This window comes from Bifidobacterium sp. ESL0775 (assembly GCF_029395475.1).
GTDB lineage: Bacteria > Actinomycetota > Actinomycetes > Actinomycetales > Bifidobacteriaceae > Bifidobacterium.
In genome coordinates this window covers 861,359-880,490 of sequence record NZ_CP113917.1, presented here as the reverse complement: position 1 = coordinate 880,490, position 19,132 = coordinate 861,359, and the positions used below count along the sequence as shown (strand labels likewise).

The window sequence follows — 19,132 nt, the reverse complement described above, 5'->3', positions numbered from 1 at the left end:
TTTCGATATATCGCTTCATATTTCCCCACTTTTCGGCCTTGGACACGCCGACTACAAACCCGCAATCCAAGACCATACAAAACCGCCCCAAACCTCCCTACCAATCGGTCAGTAGCGGTTTGGGGCAGATTCTACAAGATGCTCACGCGGCTTTTCGCGCCCGCACCACATTGCGGACATAGACATAGCCGGAATAGAGACACAGAATCAACGCGATGCCGATAAGCAGATCGGTGACGGCGTAATAGCAGAACCACCAAACCGGAACCCCCGCCCCGATATGGGAGAACGCCGGGCCGCCGCCGTTGAAAGCGACACGTCCTGGATTGGTGATCTTCGAGGAAAGCGCCCAAACCGGCATCAAAAGCATGCCCAAGCCAACGCATTGGGTGAGGGTCTTGTATTTGCCTGCCTTTTCGGCCGCGATGACCTTGCCGCCGGTGTCGATGACAAAGAAGCGCATGACGGTGATGCCGATCTCGCGGATGAGGAACAACGCGGTGACCCACCACGGCACCTCGCCAAAAACCGAGGCGACGACGAGCGCCGAGCAGATCAGGAGCTTGTCGGCGATGGGGTCCATGAGCTTGCCGAGTTCGGTGACCTGGTTGTAGGTGCGGGCCATCCAGCCGTCGAGCTTATCGGTCGAAGCGGCGACGATGAAAAGCACTGCGGCGGCGAAACGCAGCCACGGGTTGCGCTGACCCCACGGGCCTGCGGCGATATCGGCCCACAAAAACACGAAAACCAGGACGATACGCGCGTATGTCACCAGGTTCGGCGGGCTGTTCCAGCCGTCCAGAAGCGATTTTTCCCCATTTCGTTGTTGCATACCCATACCTTACCGCGTCGGCGATACCGTAGGTCGGCAAACGGGCCAACTTTTGATGATTCCAACCACATCAACCAAGAATGAGCCTATTGCCAACCGGCGTACCACAACTTTGCCAACCGAGCTCATTCTTCTCTTGTGGAGCCACTTGCAGGCGAGGGCGCGACGGCACCGGTCTTGCCTTGAATGAAGTCGAGGGTCTGGGTCAAGTCCTGGGGCTGGACCAAGACCTCACGGGCCTTGGAGCCTTCCGACGGGCCGACGACACCGCGGGATTCCAAGAGATCCATCATACGGCCGGCCTTGGCGAAACCGATGCGCAATTTTCGTTGCAGCATCGAGGTGGAGCCAAACTGCGTGGTGACCACAAGCTTCGCCGCCTCCAAAAGCGTGTCCATGTCATCGCCGATCTCCTCGTCGGGATGGGTCTCGTTTTCTTCGGCCTTCTTGGCCATCTCCTCGATGTCCTCACGATAGTGCGGCTTGCGCTGGGTACGGGCGAATTCGACGGCCTTGCGGATCTCGGACTCCCCGACCCACGAGCCCTGCACGCGGATCGGCTTGGCCGAGCCCATCGGCAGGAACAGGGCATCGCCCTGGCCAATCAGCGATTCGGCGCCGGTGGTGTCGAGGATCACGCGGGAATCAGTGGCCGACGACGTGGCGAAAGCCAGACGCGAGGGGATGTTCGCCTTGATGAGGCCGGTGATGACGTCGACGGACGGACGCTGGGTGGCGAGCACCAGGTGGACACCGGCCGCACGTGCGAGCTGGGTGATGCGCTGGATGGAGCTTTCGACGTCGTTCTTGGCCAGCATCATCAGGTCGGCCATCTCGTCGACGACCACGACGATATAGGGATATGGAGCGACCTTGCGCTTGGAGCCGAGCGGGGCGTGGACCTTGCCGGCGAGCACGGCTTTGTTGAAGTCCTTGATGTGGCGGAAGCCAAAATACTGGAGGTCGTCGTAGCGGGCATCCATCTCCTTGACCACCCATTCCAACGCCTGCGCGGCCTTCTTGGGGTCGGTGATGATCGGCGTCAGAAGGTGCGGGATGCCGGCGTAGGCGGAAAGCTCGACGCGCTTGGGGTCGACCATGATCAGGCGCACCTGCTCGGGGGTGGCGCGCATGATCAATGAGGTGAGCATCGAGTTGATGAAGCTTGACTTGCCGGATCCGGTGGCGCCCGCGACCAAAAGATGCGGCATCTTGGTGAGGTCGGCGGTGACGAAATGGCCCTCGACGTCCTTGCCGACGCCGGCGAGCATCGGGTTCGGGTCGTTCATGGCCTTGTCGCTACGTAATACATCACCGAGGTGGACGATCTCGCGGTCGATGTTCGGAATCTCGATGCCGATGGCGGATTTGCCGGGAATCGGCGAAAGGATGCGCACGTCCGTGGAGGCCACGGCGTAGGCGATGTTGCGCTGCAGGTTGGTGACCTTTTCGACCTTGACACCCGGCCCCAACTCAACCTCGTACTGGGTGACCGACGGGCCGCGCAGGAAACCGACGACCTTGGCGTCGACATGGAACTGGTGGAAGGTGGCGGTCAGGGCCTTGATGACGTTGTCGTTGGCCTGCGTGCGTGCGAGATGTGGCTTGCCTTTCACTAGAATATCGAGGCTCGGCAGATGGTAGGGCCTGTTGTCTTCCTCGTCCGCGGCGTTCTCGGCCTCGTGACGAGCCACCGAATCGTCGCCGTCGTGATTGGCGACAGAAGCGGGCAGGTTCGCCGCTCCCCCGGCGATGCCCTTGACCTGCGGCACCATGGGTTCCGTGGCGCTGCCGTCCTTGCCAACCGCGGCCCACGGGTCACTCGCGTGGCCGGTTGCCGAAACGTCAGGGCCGACGCTCGACCCGTATGGTCCCGTCGAGCTTGCCGCCTTAGGAGCGCCAAAAGCACCCGTCTGGCCATTCATCGGCACAGACTGGGTCGCAGCGGTTCCATTATTTTCGCCGCCGAAACCAGAAACTTCCGCCGGAACGGCATCGGAAGTACCAGCGACACCTTGGATCTCACCGGTGACGGGATTGACCATGGCCTGCGAATGTCCCTCAATCAACTGGGTCTCATCGGTCTGGCCATTCAGGTCAGCTGCCCTGTCGAAGGCCTCATCGCCAGCGTAACGTTCCAATTTGCCATCGTCGCCATCATCATCGGAATGTCCGAAAAAGCGGGAGAAGAACGCGCCAATGCCACGTTTGCGGGGTTGCGGCGCTTCGATGGATTCGTTTCCATCCTCAGTGCCATCATGCGTCGGCACACCTTCAGCAAGCTGCAACGTCTCGTCGCCGACACGAACCTCATTCGGGAACTGCTCGTTTTGCGCGTCCACATCGGCATTTTGGTCGACGGCATCATCTTCGCCGCCATTCTTGCGCCGTTGCGACCAATCGTGCAACCGCTCGGGGATCTTGGTGATGTCGAGCTTGACAATCAGCAACAGCGAAAATATCGCCACGACGACGAAAATGACCACGGCGAAGACACTGGAAAGCCCCCAGGCCAAAGGCGAGCCTAACGCGAAGCCGAGCAGACCGCCCGCGCCGCGCAGCACATCCATGTTGAAGTCACGCGACGGCGAGGCGATGATGGCGTCGATGATTGAGCAGATCGACCAGAACAGCAACGCGCAACCAATGATCAATCGCCAGTTGCGCTTGTGTTTGGTCGGGTCGAGCAGCACTTGGTAGGCCACAATCAGCAGAAACACGGGCAAAACCACGCTCATAACACCGAACAGGCCAGCCGCAACCAAGTGCAACCAGTGTCCCAGGAACCCATCGACGTGGAACCATTCGGAAGCGCAGAACATGATGGCGACGATCACCAGCGCGAAGAAGCCGGCGATGCGGCACAGCGTGGAATGGCGGACGAAGAACGAGGCGTCGGCGGGCGGCATGACCTTGGTGGTTCCGGTCTGGCTACTCGAAGAAGACCCGTTCGCCTTGCCGCTACGGGTCTTTGCGCTCTTGCTGTTCGTCTGTCTCTTACGTGCCATATCACCAGTGATTCTACTTCAAGCCCGCCCCTTGGGCGCGTTGGCCAGGTAACCTGCCCAACCCTTTCAAATGGCATTGGGATTTTCATGCGATTACCCTTAACCATGATTTGCAATACAAATAGAACAATGCATCACAATTCTCCGTTCACGCCAACATCGAATGCGCACACAGAAACATTCAGCTTCACCGGTAGCCTTACGATGGAGGCATGGTCATGACCCCTGCGGAACGTGCGAGCGCCGTCGCGTTCTCATACAAAAACTGCGAGCTTTCGGGAATCACCCCGAGCGATGCGATGGTCGAGGCCGCGAACGGATACCAGCGCGGGACGCTGGGGCTTGCGGATTTTGTGGCGACCCCAGAACGCCAAGCTCACCGCATGAACCGGCAGGACACCAAACAGCATGGCGAAACGCGACTACGCGACGACCGGATTTTCGCCCGTTCCGTACGCCTCATCGATTGCGATTGGCCTGCGGTCGGTGGGCTTGAAGAGCTCAAGATTATTCATCGCGCGCTTTTCGTTGGGGCGATGCCGGATGCCGGGATGCTCCGCGACGACGGACATGGATCGCAAAACGAATCCTCCCTGACGCAAGGCTTACCGACCAAGCAAAAACCATTGTCAAACCTGTATTTCCCGGCCTCGCTTATCGAAACCGGCGCAGCCAATATCTTCTCGCAGCTTGAGGATGCGGATCATTTCTTCAATCTGGACCGCGCGGCTTTCATCCACGCGTTGACCGGATTGTATGACGAACTCAACACGCTGCACCCCTTCGCCTACGGCAACGGCATGGTGCTGCGCATCTTCATCTCCGAACTCACGCACGAGGTGGGATGGGACCTCAACTGGGGAACGGTCACGTTGGGGAATTATCGGGAGGCGACCGAGAGCGCGTTGCATGCCGATACCACCAGGTTGGAGCGCATGTTCAACGCCATCATCCGGCCGGCCAACCCGACACGCGTCTTCCTCATTTCCGGCTGGGACCAAGGCCCGGCGCACTGAGCGCTGGAAATCCGTGAGAAAAAGCTATTCCCGAGTAGTTTTGGCGCTTTCCTCACTGATTGCGATGTCGCCCAAGTGGTGGGTGACATGGCGCTCGTCGGCACGGGCGTCGGCCGCGTCGTATTCACCGGCATCGGCCCGCGTGACGACATCCAACGCCTTCGCCACCAGATCCTTATCGAGCGCGGCAAGCCAGTGGATGCGCGGGTCGCGGCCGAACCAACCCATCTGCTTGCGGGCCAGGCGCTTCGTCTTCTGCGCGATGTCGGCGAACGCCTCGTCCTCGTTCATCTTTCCGTCCAGATACGCCTCGATCTGGGAATAGCCCAGGGCGCGGGAGGCCGTGACACCAAGCCGCGGGCGGATGCGGCGCACCTCGTCGACAAAACTTTGCTCGCGCATCTGAGAAGTACGGATGTCGATACGACGGTCAAGCTCCTCTCGCGGCAGATCGAGCCCAATCTGGACAGAGGGAATGACGTAACGATAGCGCGGAAGACTCGCGGAATACGGCTGTCCGGTGATCTCGATGACCTCCAGCGCGCGGATGGTGCGACGGGCGTTGTGCGGATCCATGCGTTCGGCGGCCTCGGGGTCCTTGCGCTTCAATTCGTCATACAATGCTCCGGCACCCTCGGTTTCAGCGCGCCGCTCAAGTCGCGCGCGTACCTCCGGGTCGGTGCCAGGGAAGGAAATATCGTCGATGGCGGCACGCGCGTACAAACCGGAACCACCGACAAGAATCGGCCGCACTCCCCTGCCCCGCAGCTTGCCGATCTCCTCACGCGCCAGCTTCTGGAACCTCGCGACGGTCATCGTCTCGTCGGGATCGATGATATCGAGCAGATGGTGCGGCACCGCGGCCTGCTCCTGCGCACTCGCCTTGGCGGTCCCGATATCCATGGTGCGATACATCTGGTAGGCATCGGCGTTGACGATCTCAGCCTTCTGCCCACGTTTCGCAAGTTCTTGCGCCAGCGCGATGCCCAAGCCGGTCTTGCCGGAAGCGGTGGGGCCGATGATGGAAACGACGCGAGCCGCATTGCTGTTCGTCTCCATATATCCGCCTTCCATAAACCTTTCAATGAACCTGTCATTGGCGATTCTAACGACGGGGATAACCTACGGAATTCGTGTCGTTTTCTCAGGAAACGTCCAGTTTAGATAGATGGGACTCGTTATGATAGAGGCCGTGATACTTGATCGACACGAACGCATTAACACCGCCGAGATTCAGGCAAGGCTTGAAAAGGTGGCGCAAACCGGCACCGAAGAGCCGGACCCGAAACTTTTCCCGGCGGATGAGATCACCGAATTCATCGACATGATGCAGGTCTATGAGGGCGCGATGTACGAGATCAGCACCAAGCTCGAGGTGCTCGACAGCGAATTCCACGTCCACTTCTCCCACGACCCCATCCACCACATGGAACGCCGCTTGAAGTCCGTCAACTCGATCCTTGGCAAGCTGCAGCGCCGTGACCTGCCGATGTGCACGAAATCGATCCGCGACAACCTCTTCGACGTGGCCGGCATCCGCGTGATCTGCAACTACCGCGACGACGTCTACTCCGTGGCCAACTACCTTTCCAGCCAGTCCGACATCCAGGTGCTGCGCGTCAAGGACTACATCAAGAACCCGAAGCAGAACGGCTATCGCAGCCTGCACGTCATCTACGCCGTGCCGGTTTTCCTGTCCAATGGCGAGCATTACACGCCGGTCGAGGTGCAGTTCCGCACCATCGCCATGGATTACTGGGCGAGCCTCGAACACGCCTTGCGCTATAAGTCCAACCTGCCGGACGCCAAGCTGACCGAACATTCGCAGACCTTGCTCGATTGCGCGCGCAGCCTGCAGAACATCGAGACGCAGATGCAGAACATCCACCGCGACATCAATGGTGCGCCCCAGCAGGAGGAGGCACCGACCTCGGTGAACTTCGACCCGAAGAAATAAGGCTTAGCAGTAAGTAAATATCGGAAAATCTTTCGCGGTTTCCTCTATTTGAAAGAAAACCGCGAAAGATTTTTTATCAGAGTTTACCGTCAATCAACGAATCTAGAAATCGAAGTTGTCGGGATCGCCGCCAGTACGCACGCCGGTGGCCAGGCCCGCGATCTGTTTCATTTCCTCCGCGTTCAGCTCGAAGTCGAAGACGTCGATGTTCTGACGGATGCGCTCGTCGTGCGTGGACTTCGGAATGACGATGACGCCGCGCTGCAGATGCCAGCGAATGACGACCTGGGCCGGCGACTTGCCATATTTCGCGCCGATCTGGGCGAGCAATGGCGAGGAAAGCAACGAGCCGCCGGTGCCACCGAGCGGACTGTAGGCCTCAACGGCGATGCCCTGCGACTTGACGAAATCGACGAGCTCCTGATTCGGGAACTGCGGCGAGGACTCGATCTGGTCGACCGCGGGCTTGACGCCGGTCCCCAGCGCCTCCAGCTCCTTCAGATGGTGTTCCTGCAAGTTGCACACGCCGATGGCGCGAATGCGGCGGTCGTTGTAGAGCGCGACCATGTCCTTCCACGCCTGCTGCCAGCCATCGGCCGGCCAGTGGATCAGGTACAGGTCGGCGTAATCGGTGCCGAGGCGGTCAAGGCTTTCGTAGAAGGCCTCGCGCGTGCGGCCTTGGCGGATGTCCTCGTTCCAGAGCTTCGTGGTGAGGAAGATGTCGTGGCGCGGCACGCCGGAACGCCGCATGCCCTCGCCCACCGACTTCTCGTTGCCGTAGACCTTCGCGGTGTCGATGTGGCGATAGCCGGAACGCAACGCCACGTCGACCGCGTTGGCCGTGGTCTCGCCCTCCGGGGTCTGGAACACGCCCAGTCCCAGCTGCGGGATGGTGATGCCATTGTTCAATGTGATATCCGGGACCTTGTTGTCGATCATTGTGCCTCCAGCTGTGTAGCCATATAGCGCCACCTCGCCTTACGAGGCTGACGCCTTCATGTTCGTTTCCTATCGTAATCGAAGAATGTCACGTTGCTCGACTTCGCGAAAATGGATGTTTACAATCCGCGCCATACCACGCTTCCAGCCCCTTCGATGTTCGCATTCAGCCAATTGCCAGTGTCTGACGATAGACTTTGAACATATACGAACGTCAATCGCAAATCGATAAAGGAGCGGGTATGGCTTTCGGGAACAGACCAGAGGAAAACAACAACGCGCAGCAGCCTTACGGGCAGCCGGCGCCGTATGGACAGAATAACGGGCAACAGCAATACAACCAGTACAGACAGCCGCAAGGGCAGCCTTACGGCCAGCAGAACATGCCGTATGGTCAGCCTTACGCACAGCCGCAATATCAGCAATCGCAGTACCAGCAGCCGGCATACGCGGGCGCAGGTGCCGGGACGGCCGCGCCGACGATGACGATGAACGGGCAGGCCGCCTATTCCTTCGAACGCGAGCGCCACGTCTCCACCACCAAAGCCTACGGCGAGATGACGCTGGGTCTGCTGCTGACCGCGGTGGTCGCAGTCTTCACGCAGATGACCGGCGCCCTCGACAGCTTCCTGATGACGACGGGCATGATCGGCTGGATCGGCCTGGCCGTGGTGCAGGTGGCCATCGCCGTTGTGCTCGGCTGGCGCATCAACAAGATGAAGGTCGGCACCGCACGCGTGATGTTCTATCTTTACGCGGCGCTGACCGGCTTCACGCTCGCCACAATCTTCGAGGCCTACAGCCTGCCGTCCATCGGCATCGCGCTGGGGCTGTGCGTCGCGTTCTTCTTCGTGCTCACGATGCTTTCCCTGACGACCAAGAAGGACATGCTCAAAGCCGGCCCGATCCTGATGGTCGCGCTTCTGGTGCTGCTGGTCGGCGAGGTCATCATGATGTTCCTCGCGCCCTCGCACACCACGCTTATGGTGACCGGCGCGATTGGCCTGGTCATCTTCGCGGGCCTGACGATGTATGACGCCCAACAGACGCGCGCCATGTTCGACGCGGCCGAACGCTCCGGCGACACCGTGATGTTCAACCGCATCTCGATCCTCTGCGCGCTGAACCTCTACCTCGACTTCATCAACATGTTCCTCTACCTGTTGCAGATCTTCGGCAGCAGCGATAATTGAGAACGTGTAGCTTGCGAAATCGGTAATACGATTCCCTTATAAAAATCGGGAATGGCGGATTGCTTCCGTCATTCCCGATTTTTGTTATACAGACGTTTCTGGTACTGGGTATATGTCGCCGTTCATCACTCAGATGCGCTACTTCATGTATTACTTCATCAGCCTACGTAGGACATACTGGAGGATGCCGCCGTTGCGGTAGTACTCGGCCTCGCCGGGGGTGTCGATACGGACCGTGGCGTCGAATTGCGTGGTCTTGGCTGGCTTGCCGTCGGCCGCGGGCTTGGTGGCGACAACATGGACCGTCTCTGGGATCGTTCCGTTATTGAGCGCCTCGATGCCTTGGAAATCGTAGGTTTCCGTGCCATCGAGACCCAGCGATTCAGCGGATTGGCCTTCGGGGAACTGCAGGGGCAGCACGCCCATGCCGATGAGGTTGGAACGATGGATGCGCTCGAAGCTACGCGCGATGACGACTTTGACGCCGAGCATCAGCGTGCCTTTGGCCGCCCAGTCGCGCGAGGATCCGGTGCCGTATTCGGAACCTGCCAACACGACCAGCGGCGTGCCGGCCTTGCGATAATCGAGCGAGGCGTCGAAAATCGTGGAGGGCTTGCCAGTGACAAAATCGTAGGTGAATCCGCCGGGGCGAACCTCCTCGCCCATTGAGGCGAGCAGCTGGTTGCGCAGGCGAATATTGCCGAACGTGCCGCGAACCATCACTTCGTGATTGCCACGACGCGAACCGTATGAGTTGAAGTCCTTAGGCTGGATGCCGTGTTCCAGCAGGTATTTGCCGGCGGGACTCGAGGCGGGGAACGCGCCAGCCGGCGAGATGTGGTCGGTGGTCACCGAATCGCCCAGCAATGCCAAGACGCGCGCGCCACGAACGTCATCTACCGGTTGCGGTTTGGCACTCATACCATCAAAGAAAATCTGCTTGCGCACATAGGTCGAATCCGGATCCCAAACGAAACGCTCGCCCTTCGGCACGTCGAGCGACTTCCAGCGTTCGTCGCCTTCAAAGACGTCGGCATAGTCGCGCACGAACATCTCGCGGTTGACGGACGACGAAACGACCTTATCGATTTCCTCGTTGCTCGGCCAGATATCGCGCAGGAAGATGTCACGTCCGGTTTTGGCATCGGTGCCGAGCGGCTGAGTCTCGAAGTCGAAATCGAGGGTGCCGGCGATGGCGTAGGCGATCACGAGCGGCGGCGAGGCCAGATAGTTCATCTTGACGTCGGGGCTGATGCGCCCTTCGAAATTGCGGTTGCCGGAAAGCACCGAGACCACCGTCAGGTCGTTGTCGTTGACGGCCTTGGAGATTTCTGGCAACAGCGGGCCGGAGTTGCCGATGCAGGTGGTGCAACCGAAGCCGACCAGCTCATAACCCAACGCGTCCAGATCCTCCTGCAGGCCGGCCTTCTTCAAATAGTCGGCCACGACCTGCGAACCTGGGGCCAGCGAGGTCTTGACCCACGGTTTGGGCTTGAGGCCGTGCTCGCGGGCGGCGCGAGCGAGCAGTCCAGCGGCAATCATCACCGACGGGTTGGAAGTGTTGGTGCAGCTGGTGATGGAGGCGATGGCGACGTCGCCGTTCGTGATCTCAAAATCGCCGCGGAAATCGGTATGCACCGGCACCGGGTTCTGATTGGTCTTCGGCGTCTCGTAATCCGGCAGCGTCTTTTCGAAGGTCGCCTTGGCCTCGTCCAAGCGAATGCGATCCTGCGGGCGCTTGGGACCGGCGATGGACGGAACGACCGTGCCGAGGTCGAGTTCCATGTATTCGGAATATTCCGGCTCGACATAATCGGGGTCGCTCGTGTCTCCCCAGAGGCGGTTGGCCTTGGCGTAGGCCTCGACCAGCGCGATCTGCTCGTCGCTACGGCCGGTCAGGCGCAGATAATCCAGCGTGACCTGATCGATCGGGAAGATGCCGCAGGTCGAGCCGAATTCGGGGCTCATGTTGCCGATGGTGGCACGGTTGGCCAGCGGCACGGAAGCCACGCCGTCACCGTAGAATTCCACGAACTTGCCGACCACGCCGTGCTCACGCAGCATCTGCGTGATGGTGAGCACCACGTCGGTGGCGGTGACGCCTTCGGGGATGGAACCGGTGAGCTTGAAGCCGACGACGCGCGGGACCAGCATCGAGATGGGCTGGCCGAGCATGGCCGCCTCGGCCTCGATGCCGCCGACCCCCCAGCCAAGCACGCCCAAGCCGCCGACCATGGTGGTGTGGGAATCGGTGCCGACGCAGGAATCGAGATAGGCGAGGTCGCGTCCACGCTCCCCTGGCTTGCTCATCACGACCTTGGCGAGATATTCGATGTTGACCTGATGGATGATGCCTGTCCCCGGCGGAACGACGCGGAAGTTCTTGAACGCCTGCTGGCCCCAGCGCAGGAAGCGGTAGCGTTCGCCATTGCGCTGGTATTCACGGTCCATGTTGCGTGCCACCGCATCGGCGACGGCGTAGTTGTCAATCTGCACGGAGTGGTCGATGACCATGTCGGCCTCGACCTGTGGGTTGATGACCTCGGGATTGCCGCCCAAATCTGCCACCGCGTCACGCATGGTGGCAAGGTCGACGATGCAGGGAACGCCGGTGAAATCCTGCATCAGCACGCGCGAAGGCCCGAATTCAATCTCGTGGCTGGGCTCGGCGTTGGGGTCCCATTTGAGCAGCTCATTGACCTGGTCTTCGGTAACGTTGACGCCATCAATGCGGCGCAGCAGGTTTTCGACCAAGACCTTCAACGAATACGGCAGGTGCTCGATGCCCGGCAGATCCGCAATCCGGTAATAATCGACATCCTTGTCCCCGACCCGCAACGTATCCAGCTGCTCGTCCCGCAATGACATTGAAATCCTCCGAACGTTTTGACGATGTTCCCTTTTCATTATCGGTCAACCGAACGTCAGAAACGTTAACAATGTCGTCCCAACGTCGATTCCGCTTTGATTTCACGATAAAACGCTTGGAAAATCAACGAAAAGCCCAATTCACTATGTGAGACCTAAAAGCTACTCGCTCTTCTTGCGGTTGGCGATGCTCGAATAGAGGCGGCCGATCAGGTCGGCGATGGTCTGAATTCCAGCGAAGACGACTACCGAAAGCAACAGCACGATGATCGTGGCCACCAGCGTCCAGCCGGTCGGGAACGTCAGTTCGAAGAAGTGCGAGACGATCGGGATGAACATGCCGATCAGACCCGCCGCGGCGAATCCGGCGACCAAAACTCCACGCCAGGATTTCAACGGCTGAGCCACGCGGGCCATCACCAGGATGCCCAAAACGAAGACGATGATGGCGCAGATGTCACGCAGTTTCAAGAGGTCGCCCGGCTTGGAAAGGTTCCAGTTCATGAAGCCCGGCAAGGTCCAGGCGGTAAGCAGGACGGAAAGCGCCACGGCGATGCCGCCCGGCAAGGCGAAACGCACCACGCGCCCCAGGAAGCCCGGAATATAGCGGCGGTTGTTCGGCGCGAGAGCGAGGATGAACGCCGGAATGCCGATGGTCAGCGCACCAATGTAGGTGATGTGGCGCGGCAGGTAAGGGAAGGGAATGAACGTGCAGACCACACCGAGCGAGATCAGCGCGGAATAGACGGTCTTGACGAGGAACAACGACGAGACGCGCTCCATGTTGGCCATCACCTGACGGCCGCGGGCGACGACACTCGGCAGATGAGAGAACTTGGAATCGACCAGAACGACCTGTGCCACGGCCTTGGTGGCGGGCGCGGCGTTGCCCATCGCGATGCCCAGATCAGCTTCCTTGAGGGCCAACGCGTCGTTGACGCCGTCGCCGGTCATCGCCACGACGTGCTTGCTTTCGTGCAGCGCGTCGACGATGGCCTTCTTCTGCTCGGGCAGGACGCGGCCTAGCACATCAACATTCTCCATCACGGTGGAAAGTTTCTTGACATCACTGGGCAGCTCGCGCGCGTCCATCGCCACCGGCTCTCGGTCGCCAGTCAGGCGGACAGTTCTGGCGATGGCGCCGACTGTGGCAGGGCTGTCGCCGGAGATGATGCGGCAGCGCACGCCTTGCTCGCGGAACCAGGCCAGCGTCTCCTCGGCGTCGTCGCGGATATGCTCGCTGCACAACACCAGCGCGACCGGTTGCGAGGAAGGAATCAGCACGGGATTGTTGGCGAAGGCGTTGGCCGCCTCCGGAGTGCTCCCCGCCCCCGAGGCACGGGCCAATAACAGCACACGCATGCCCTGATTGGCGTACTTGGCCACCATGTTCTTGGCCGCGGTGCTGTCCCCCTCAAAGCCGCTCAACAGCATTTCCGGGGCACCCATATACCATGCGTCCCCGCCGCGCACGATGGCGCTCCATTTGCGGGCCGAGGAGAACGGCACACGGGCGTCGACCGGCTGAGGCCGCACACCTTTGGCGTTCAGGGCCTTGAGCACCGCCGCCCCGGTGCCGTTGGGGTTCTCCTCGTTGGAGAGATCGTACAGCGCCTGGACCGCCGCGGTCTTCTCGTCATCGGTAGTGCCGACGGTCACGCTGGCATGCACGGCGTTCTCGCCAGACGGGGCGTCTACCACGATATCGGCGTCGGCCATCGGGCTTGCGTTGTCGGCCTCGCCGAGCATGACGACCTGGTTGAAGACGATGCCGCCATCGGTGATGGTGCCGGTCTTGTCAAGGTTGAGCGCATCCACGCGGGCCAGCGTCTCGACGCTTTCCAGCTCCTGGACCAGCGTGTGCTGATGCGCCAGACGCATCGCGGCGATGGCGAAGTTGAGCGAGGTCAGGAGGACCAGGCCCTCGGGGATCATGCCGACCACGCCGGCGACGGCCGAGACGATGGCCGAACGCCACGCGCCGGTGGTGAAGGCGACCTGCCAGCCACCCACCGTGCGAATCTGCGAGGCGACCAAAAGAATGCAGAGCGGGATGACGACGATGGTCATCACCTTGAGGATGGTGTTGATGCCCTTGCTCAAGTCGGAGACGGTCTTCTTGTAGACCTTGGCTTTGGCCGTCAGCTTGGCCGCGTAGCCGTGCTCGCCCACCGCGTCGACTCGGACCAGCGCCATACCGGAAGTCGCGTTGGAACCGGAATAGACCTCGGCGCCCTCGCCTTTCTTGACGGTTCGGGATTCGCCGGTGAGCATGGATTCGTCGAGCTCCAAGCCCCATGTGTGCACGATGGTGGCGTCGGCCGGCACCTGCTCGCCGCTACGGAGCCAAAGCAGATCGCCGAGTACGATGTCCTCATGCTCGATCTCGACGTCCCGTCCGTCGCGCCGCACCAGGGATTTCGAGGCGACCAGGATGGAGAGTTTGTCGAGCGTGTGCTTCGCCCGGATCTCGGTGAAGACGCCGATACCGGAATTGATGATGATGACCAGTCCGAAAACGGCGTCCTTCCATTGGCCGGTCAGAAGCACCAGGACCATGGCCACGAAAATGATGGCGTTGAAGAGCGTGAAGACGTTCTCGCGGATGATCTGGCCCATCGAGCGCGATGATTCGGTGTCGATCTTGTTGACGTTGCCTTGCTGGACCTGCTCGGCGACCTCGGCGGAGGTCAGCCCCACTTCGGCGATTTGGGGAAGGCGGATCGCGGAAGCGCTTTGCTGCCCGCCGTTGCCGCCGTTGCCGGCGTCGCCACGTGCCTTCCCAGCCGCGGTCTCGCCGTCGTTCTGCCCGAACATCCCGGTTGCGCTCATTGGTTGCCCCTTACCCGTGCATCCGTCCTGCGGACGCACGGTTTCTCACTGCGTTTCGTATGTCTCATCTGCCGCCGGCGCTTGGATTCTTGGACGGCTCATTACCGTTAAAAGTATATGCGGTGCCACTCTACCGTATCCCCACGTTCGCGGTGGGCGCGTGAGCACATTCACGGCAATGTCACGCTCATCGTCTTGGCATGTGGATTGTCGTTGATCGCGGCTTGCACAGCCTGGTCGAACGGCACCGGCCCTTTGCCATCCCCTGTGCTTCCCTTGCCGTTGCCCGTTGGGACGATGCGCAATAATTCGGCATAAAGATCGGCATCCTTCGGCCCTTGCACAGCATTGATCAGTATCACCGGGATCCCGGCGTCACGGGCCGTTTGCAAGGCTTGGTTCCAACCATTGGTTTGGCCGCTTTTCATATCGAGGCCATCGACCACGAACGCGGTGACGGGCCGCCGTGCCATGTCCTTGAAGGATTGGCCGGGTAGCGGCGTCCCACCTTCCGGAACGGAAGCGTAGATGGCTTTGATGCCCACCTTTTTGAAGGCGTCGAGCATCGTCCGGTCAAGGTCCTCGTCACCGGCGGCGACCACGCCGATCAGCATGTCGGATTTGTCGACGCTGTCGTGGCCCACATGCCCAGAAACCGACTTCGTGTCACCGACGGCCGCGTTGTTCGGCGTGCAGGAAGCGAGCGCGGGCAAAGCCGATAATGTCATACATATACCGAGAACGATTCCCAACGGACGCCGCCATCCATGGTTATGTCTTAGCCCATGAAATCCGCTGATGGCATGTCCATGCCACGCAAGGCCACGACGAGAAAGGTCGTCATGCCTTTCACGCCTTTGATTGCCTGATTGCCAAGACCATCGCATCGAGCCGACCTACTTACTGGCCTTCGCGCGCGAACAGCGCCACGGTCTCGACGTGGTGGGTCATCGGATAGATATCGAACGCCTGAATCGATTTGAGGCCATAGCCCAGCTTGGTGAGCGTGGCCGTGTCGCGGGCGAGGCTGGTCGGGTCGCAGGCGATGTAAATGATGGAGCGTGTACCCGCGTCGGCGAGCTGGCGGCAGACCTGTGCCTTGGCTCCGGCGCGCGGCGGGTCGAGCACGACGACGTTGGGGTTGGCCAGTTCCTCGGGCACGTTGCGCAGGCAGTGCGAGACGTCGCCCTGCATCACGGTGACGTTGGCGTCCTTGGCTATATGCAGGTTGCGTTCGGCATTGCGCACGGCCATGCGCCCGCCTTCGACGGACAGCATCTTCGTATGGGCGAAGGTCTTGGCCAGCGGCACGGTGAAGAGGCCGGAACCGGAGAAGAGGTCCCAGAGCGTGGCGGATTGCACACCGGAAAGCTCCTGGCTGACCAGGCGCATCACGTACTTGACAAGTGTCGGCGGGGCCATGCGGTGCACCTGCCAGAACCCGTCGGCCTCCACGCCATATTTGTAGCGTTTGCCGTCCACGTCCACGACTTCCTTGAGCCGCTTCGTTCCGCGGCGCAAGTGGCCGTCAACGGTGATGGCGAAGTTGTCGCCGATGGCCTCAAGCAAAGCCTTGTTGGGGACCCTGGAGGTATGGATATCGCGCGGCTCCGGCACCGCGACGCGGATCTTGGCACCCGGTTCGAACTCTTCGTCCCAAAGCTTCTGGTCCCGGGCGACGGCAAGGAGCGCGCGGGTGGCCAACGGCATGGTGTCGATGCGCACGCGGGTATGCGAGGCGCGGCGGCGCATGGAGACGCGGCCTTCCTCGTCGGCGATCAATTCGATGCGAGTGCGCCAGTGCAGGCCCTTCTCCTCGACGTCACCATCCATACGCGCCACCGGCACGGCGTCGATGTCAAGATGACCCATACGCCGCATCTGGTCGGTGATGACCGCTGACTTCCATTTGAGCTGGCCCGCAAGCGAGACATGGATCAGATCGGCGCCGCCGACTCCCCCGCCCTGCGCGAGAGGTCCCGCCAACGGCCAAAGCGGCTCGACGCGGTCCTCGGAGGGCTCGACCACGTTGACGACTTCGCCGGTCCAGAAACGGTCGTCGCGCTCGTGCGGCTCGTCCAGCTCGATGGTGTCCAGTTCGCCGGGCAGTGCGAAACGCACGAACACCACCCGTCCGTCGATATGGGCGACGCAACGCCCTTGGTCGGCGTAACGTTCGATACGTACTGTGGCTTGCATTTTTACCCCTGCTTCTAAGATTCATTTCGACGCGGTCGCATACCAACGATTTCGCGTTCAATCATTCATTTTTGTATGGCATATTGCAGACGATATCCATTATTTGCGGAACCGGCATATCCTCATGACTGAAAACTCAGTCTATCGTTGCCCCTCGTCCGCACTTCATAGACTTTTCAACATATTCTTCGATTTGTCCCGTCCGTGATGCTGCGGCTTTCACGATATCTTTAGTTCACCGCGGCCGCAACAGTTGCCGCTTTCATATTGCCGACAGCGCCTTCATTTTTGGCATCTGTTCCGGCATCGTTACCTGTTTTACTATCATCAGCATCTGTACTTGCATTGTCTGTAACCGTGTTACTATCGCCATTATCCTGGTCTTCCGGCTTGAACTTGGGATGGTGCCTCATCGGATCGGCGATCAGCAAGTATGAGATCCAGATGGCCAATGCCCAGAACGGCAAGCCCATCAATAGGCGCGTCGTGCCCAGCCAAGTGACGTGGTTGGTGAGGTAGAGCGGCACCTGCACGATCAGCCGCAACGCGAAGACGCCGATCCACATGGCCGTGACGATGTCGTAGGCACGCATAAGGTCTTTGTCGCCGCGCCAATCGGCCAGCCAAGCGCGGTAATGCTCCGTGGGCAGGGAACGGATGAACTCGACCAGAAAACCGACCCCCGGCACACGGATGGCCAGTGTGATGGCCAGCACGACGATGTAGACGCTGTTGGTGATGAACCCGTACATGTAGTAATTGCGGGCCTCGTGGGTGTTCCACGCCCAAATCAGGCAGATGGCGATGGAGATGAGTCCGGCCAACGCGCCCAGCACGGTCTGACGTTGGACGAGACGCACCAAGACCAAAAGCACCGCAAGAACCGCCGAAACGATGATGGTGAGTTTGAGATCGGACGTCACCACGAACATGACCACGAAGACGAAGCCTGGCAGCATCGATTCGATGACACCACGCACCCCGCCAATGGCGTCGATGACGGAGAAGTCCTCGCCGTTGCCAGCCGCGGCCAGCGCCGCCAGTCCTTGACGTTTTTTCGTGTCGGCCATGTTTTCCTATTCCGTTGCAATGGTTTAAAAAGGTTGCGGCAAATCAATTTCCGATAAGTTCCGTCATTCCATGTCACCTTAAGCGGTTACACAATTCGCCGGTCTGTGCAAAGCAAACCGGCGAAATCCGTGGAATCAATCAGCGCAGTTCCGAGAACATCGGGCCACGCGAGATCGTGGTCTGCACCTCGGTCTGCTGGTCGGCGACGAACGGGCCCTTGATGCGCTTGGGAATCTTGTGGCCCTTGCCGTCCTTTTCGGCGGCGGCCGCGGCGGCCTCATCGGCCTTGCGACGCTCTTCCGGCGAGACCGGCGCGTGCATCGGGATCAAATCGCGCGGCGCCAGCGGCTCCTCACCGCGATCGACCACGATGTCGGAGAAGAACTGGTTCAGCGCCTTGGTCTCCGGGCTTTCCGGATGCGTGGCGGCGCGGCCGGAGAAAATGCCGCGAAGCATCCAGCGCGGGCCGTCAACGCCGACGATGCGGGTGACCAGCGTCTTACTGCCCTTGACGGTAACCGGCAGCTTGATCTCCGTGCCGAAAATACCCGGCTGCTGGCTGGCCTTGGGATTGGCCGCGAGCAGATCCTCGCTCACCCCGTCCCAGAGGCTCAAGGTCTTGGGCGCCGCGAGCGCTTCGATCTCCAGACTGGAAGCCTTGTAGGACACGGTGCAACCAAGCACCTGGCCACTAGCACGGTTGGCTTTCACACGAAGCTCGATGCCCGGCATGAACGGCAGATAGTAGGCACCCATGTCGAGGTACTCGTCGTAGTCGGGCGCGTCCTCCTCATCGATGTCCCACGGCCCGTAAAGTTCGCCGCGATCCGGGTAAGCCTCGCTCGGCTCATCGGGAACCTTGCGTTCGTCCGCCTCGTCATCGTCGGCGTCAGCATCAGACTCCGCGTCCGATTCCGCTTCAGATCCCTCGTCCCCGGAATCCTTCACCGCGTCGTTTCCGGCGTCCTTATCCGCATCCGCACTGGTCTCGGTGGCCTTGTCGTCCTCAGCCTGCGCAACCGCATCCTCATCCTTCGCCTCGGCCTCATTGGCCTTGGCTTCGGTCTCATCATCGTCGTCGCGGCGCTTCTTTTTGCCGAATCCGAACAATCCCATGGTTCTCCATTCAAAACGATCAATATCTTGGAACAAGCGTATCACCGGGCAACGTCTCCCAGCTCCGGAAAACCAGGCCGGGACCGGCGTGGGCTCGGTTA

Annotated in this window: 12 protein-coding genes and 1 pseudogene; 3 read left to right on the top strand and 10 right to left on the bottom strand. The window is 60.5% G+C overall.

Features of this window, described 5'->3' with window-relative positions:
• Positions 1–142: 142 nt before the first annotated feature.
• Positions 143–832: a CDP-diacylglycerol--glycerol-3-phosphate 3-phosphatidyltransferase gene (gene pgsA / locus OZX73_RS03030; protein ID WP_277150547.1), complete on the bottom strand. Its 690-nt coding sequence runs from the start codon at positions 830–832 to the stop codon at positions 143–145.
• A gap of 125 nt (positions 833–957) precedes the next feature.
• The gene (locus OZX73_RS03025; protein ID WP_277150545.1) at positions 958–3,840 is read right to left on the bottom strand and encodes a DNA translocase FtsK; all 2,883 of its coding nucleotides are present in this window, start codon (positions 3,838–3,840) and stop codon (positions 958–960) included.
• A 218-nt stretch (positions 3,841–4,058) separates the two neighbouring features.
• Here OZX73_RS03025 and OZX73_RS03020 point away from each other — a divergent pair, with 218 nt between their 5' ends.
• Complete coding sequence (locus tag OZX73_RS03020) at positions 4,059–4,856, top strand: Fic family protein (RefSeq protein WP_277150543.1); 798 nt, start codon at positions 4,059–4,061, stop codon at positions 4,854–4,856.
• Positions 4,857–4,880: 24 nt separating this feature from the next.
• On the opposite strand, the gene miaA is transcribed toward OZX73_RS03020, so the two are convergent.
• Complete coding sequence (miaA, locus tag OZX73_RS03015) at positions 4,881–5,915, bottom strand: tRNA (adenosine(37)-N6)-dimethylallyltransferase MiaA (RefSeq protein ID WP_277150541.1); 1,035 nt, start codon at positions 5,913–5,915, stop codon at positions 4,881–4,883.
• 121 nt (positions 5,916–6,036) lie between these two features.
• On the opposite strand from miaA, the gene OZX73_RS03010 reads away from it, so the two are divergent.
• Complete coding sequence (locus tag OZX73_RS03010) at positions 6,037–6,813, top strand: GTP pyrophosphokinase family protein (protein WP_277150539.1); 777 nt, start codon at positions 6,037–6,039, stop codon at positions 6,811–6,813.
• Positions 6,814–6,915: 102 nt separating this feature from the next.
• On the opposite strand, the gene OZX73_RS03005 is transcribed toward OZX73_RS03010, so the two are convergent.
• Entirely contained in the window at positions 6,916–7,752 is an 837-nt protein-coding gene (locus tag OZX73_RS03005) for an aldo/keto reductase (RefSeq protein ID WP_277150537.1), read from the bottom strand.
• A 383-nt stretch (positions 7,753–8,135) separates the two neighbouring features.
• Here OZX73_RS03005 and OZX73_RS03000 point away from each other — a divergent pair, with 383 nt between their 5' ends.
• The gene (locus OZX73_RS03000; protein WP_348519470.1) at positions 8,136–8,945 is read left to right on the top strand and encodes a Bax inhibitor-1/YccA family protein; all 810 of its coding nucleotides are present in this window, start codon (positions 8,136–8,138) and stop codon (positions 8,943–8,945) included.
• Positions 8,946–9,095: 150 nt separating this feature from the next.
• On the opposite strand, the gene acnA is transcribed toward OZX73_RS03000, so the two are convergent.
• The 6 genes and pseudogenes from acnA to OZX73_RS02970 all read right to left on the bottom strand — a co-directional run bounded on the left by acnA (position 9,096) and on the right by OZX73_RS02970 (position 19,031).
• Entirely contained in the window at positions 9,096–11,813 is a 2,718-nt protein-coding gene (gene acnA / locus OZX73_RS02995) for an aconitate hydratase AcnA (protein ID WP_277150535.1), read from the bottom strand.
• A 162-nt stretch (positions 11,814–11,975) separates the two neighbouring features.
• Complete coding sequence (locus tag OZX73_RS02990; protein WP_277150534.1) at positions 11,976–14,645, bottom strand: HAD-IC family P-type ATPase; 2,670 nt, start codon at positions 14,643–14,645, stop codon at positions 11,976–11,978.
• A 170-nt stretch (positions 14,646–14,815) separates the two neighbouring features.
• The gene (locus tag OZX73_RS02985) at positions 14,816–15,373 is read right to left on the bottom strand and encodes a hypothetical protein (RefSeq protein WP_277150533.1); all 558 of its coding nucleotides are present in this window, start codon (positions 15,371–15,373) and stop codon (positions 14,816–14,818) included.
• 172 nt (positions 15,374–15,545) lie between these two features.
• Complete coding sequence (locus tag OZX73_RS02980; RefSeq protein ID WP_277150532.1) at positions 15,546–16,844, bottom strand: TRAM domain-containing protein; 1,299 nt, start codon at positions 16,842–16,844, stop codon at positions 15,546–15,548.
• 410 nt (positions 16,845–17,254) lie between these two features.
• Positions 17,255–17,914: pseudogene (locus OZX73_RS02975) on the bottom strand (DUF3159 domain-containing protein); the annotation flags it as partial.
• A gap of 139 nt (positions 17,915–18,053) precedes the next feature.
• Positions 18,054–19,031, bottom strand: coding sequence for a DUF3710 domain-containing protein (locus tag OZX73_RS02970; RefSeq protein WP_277150530.1), 978 nt, complete (start codon positions 19,029–19,031; stop codon positions 18,054–18,056).
• Positions 19,032–19,132 lie beyond the last annotated feature (101 nt).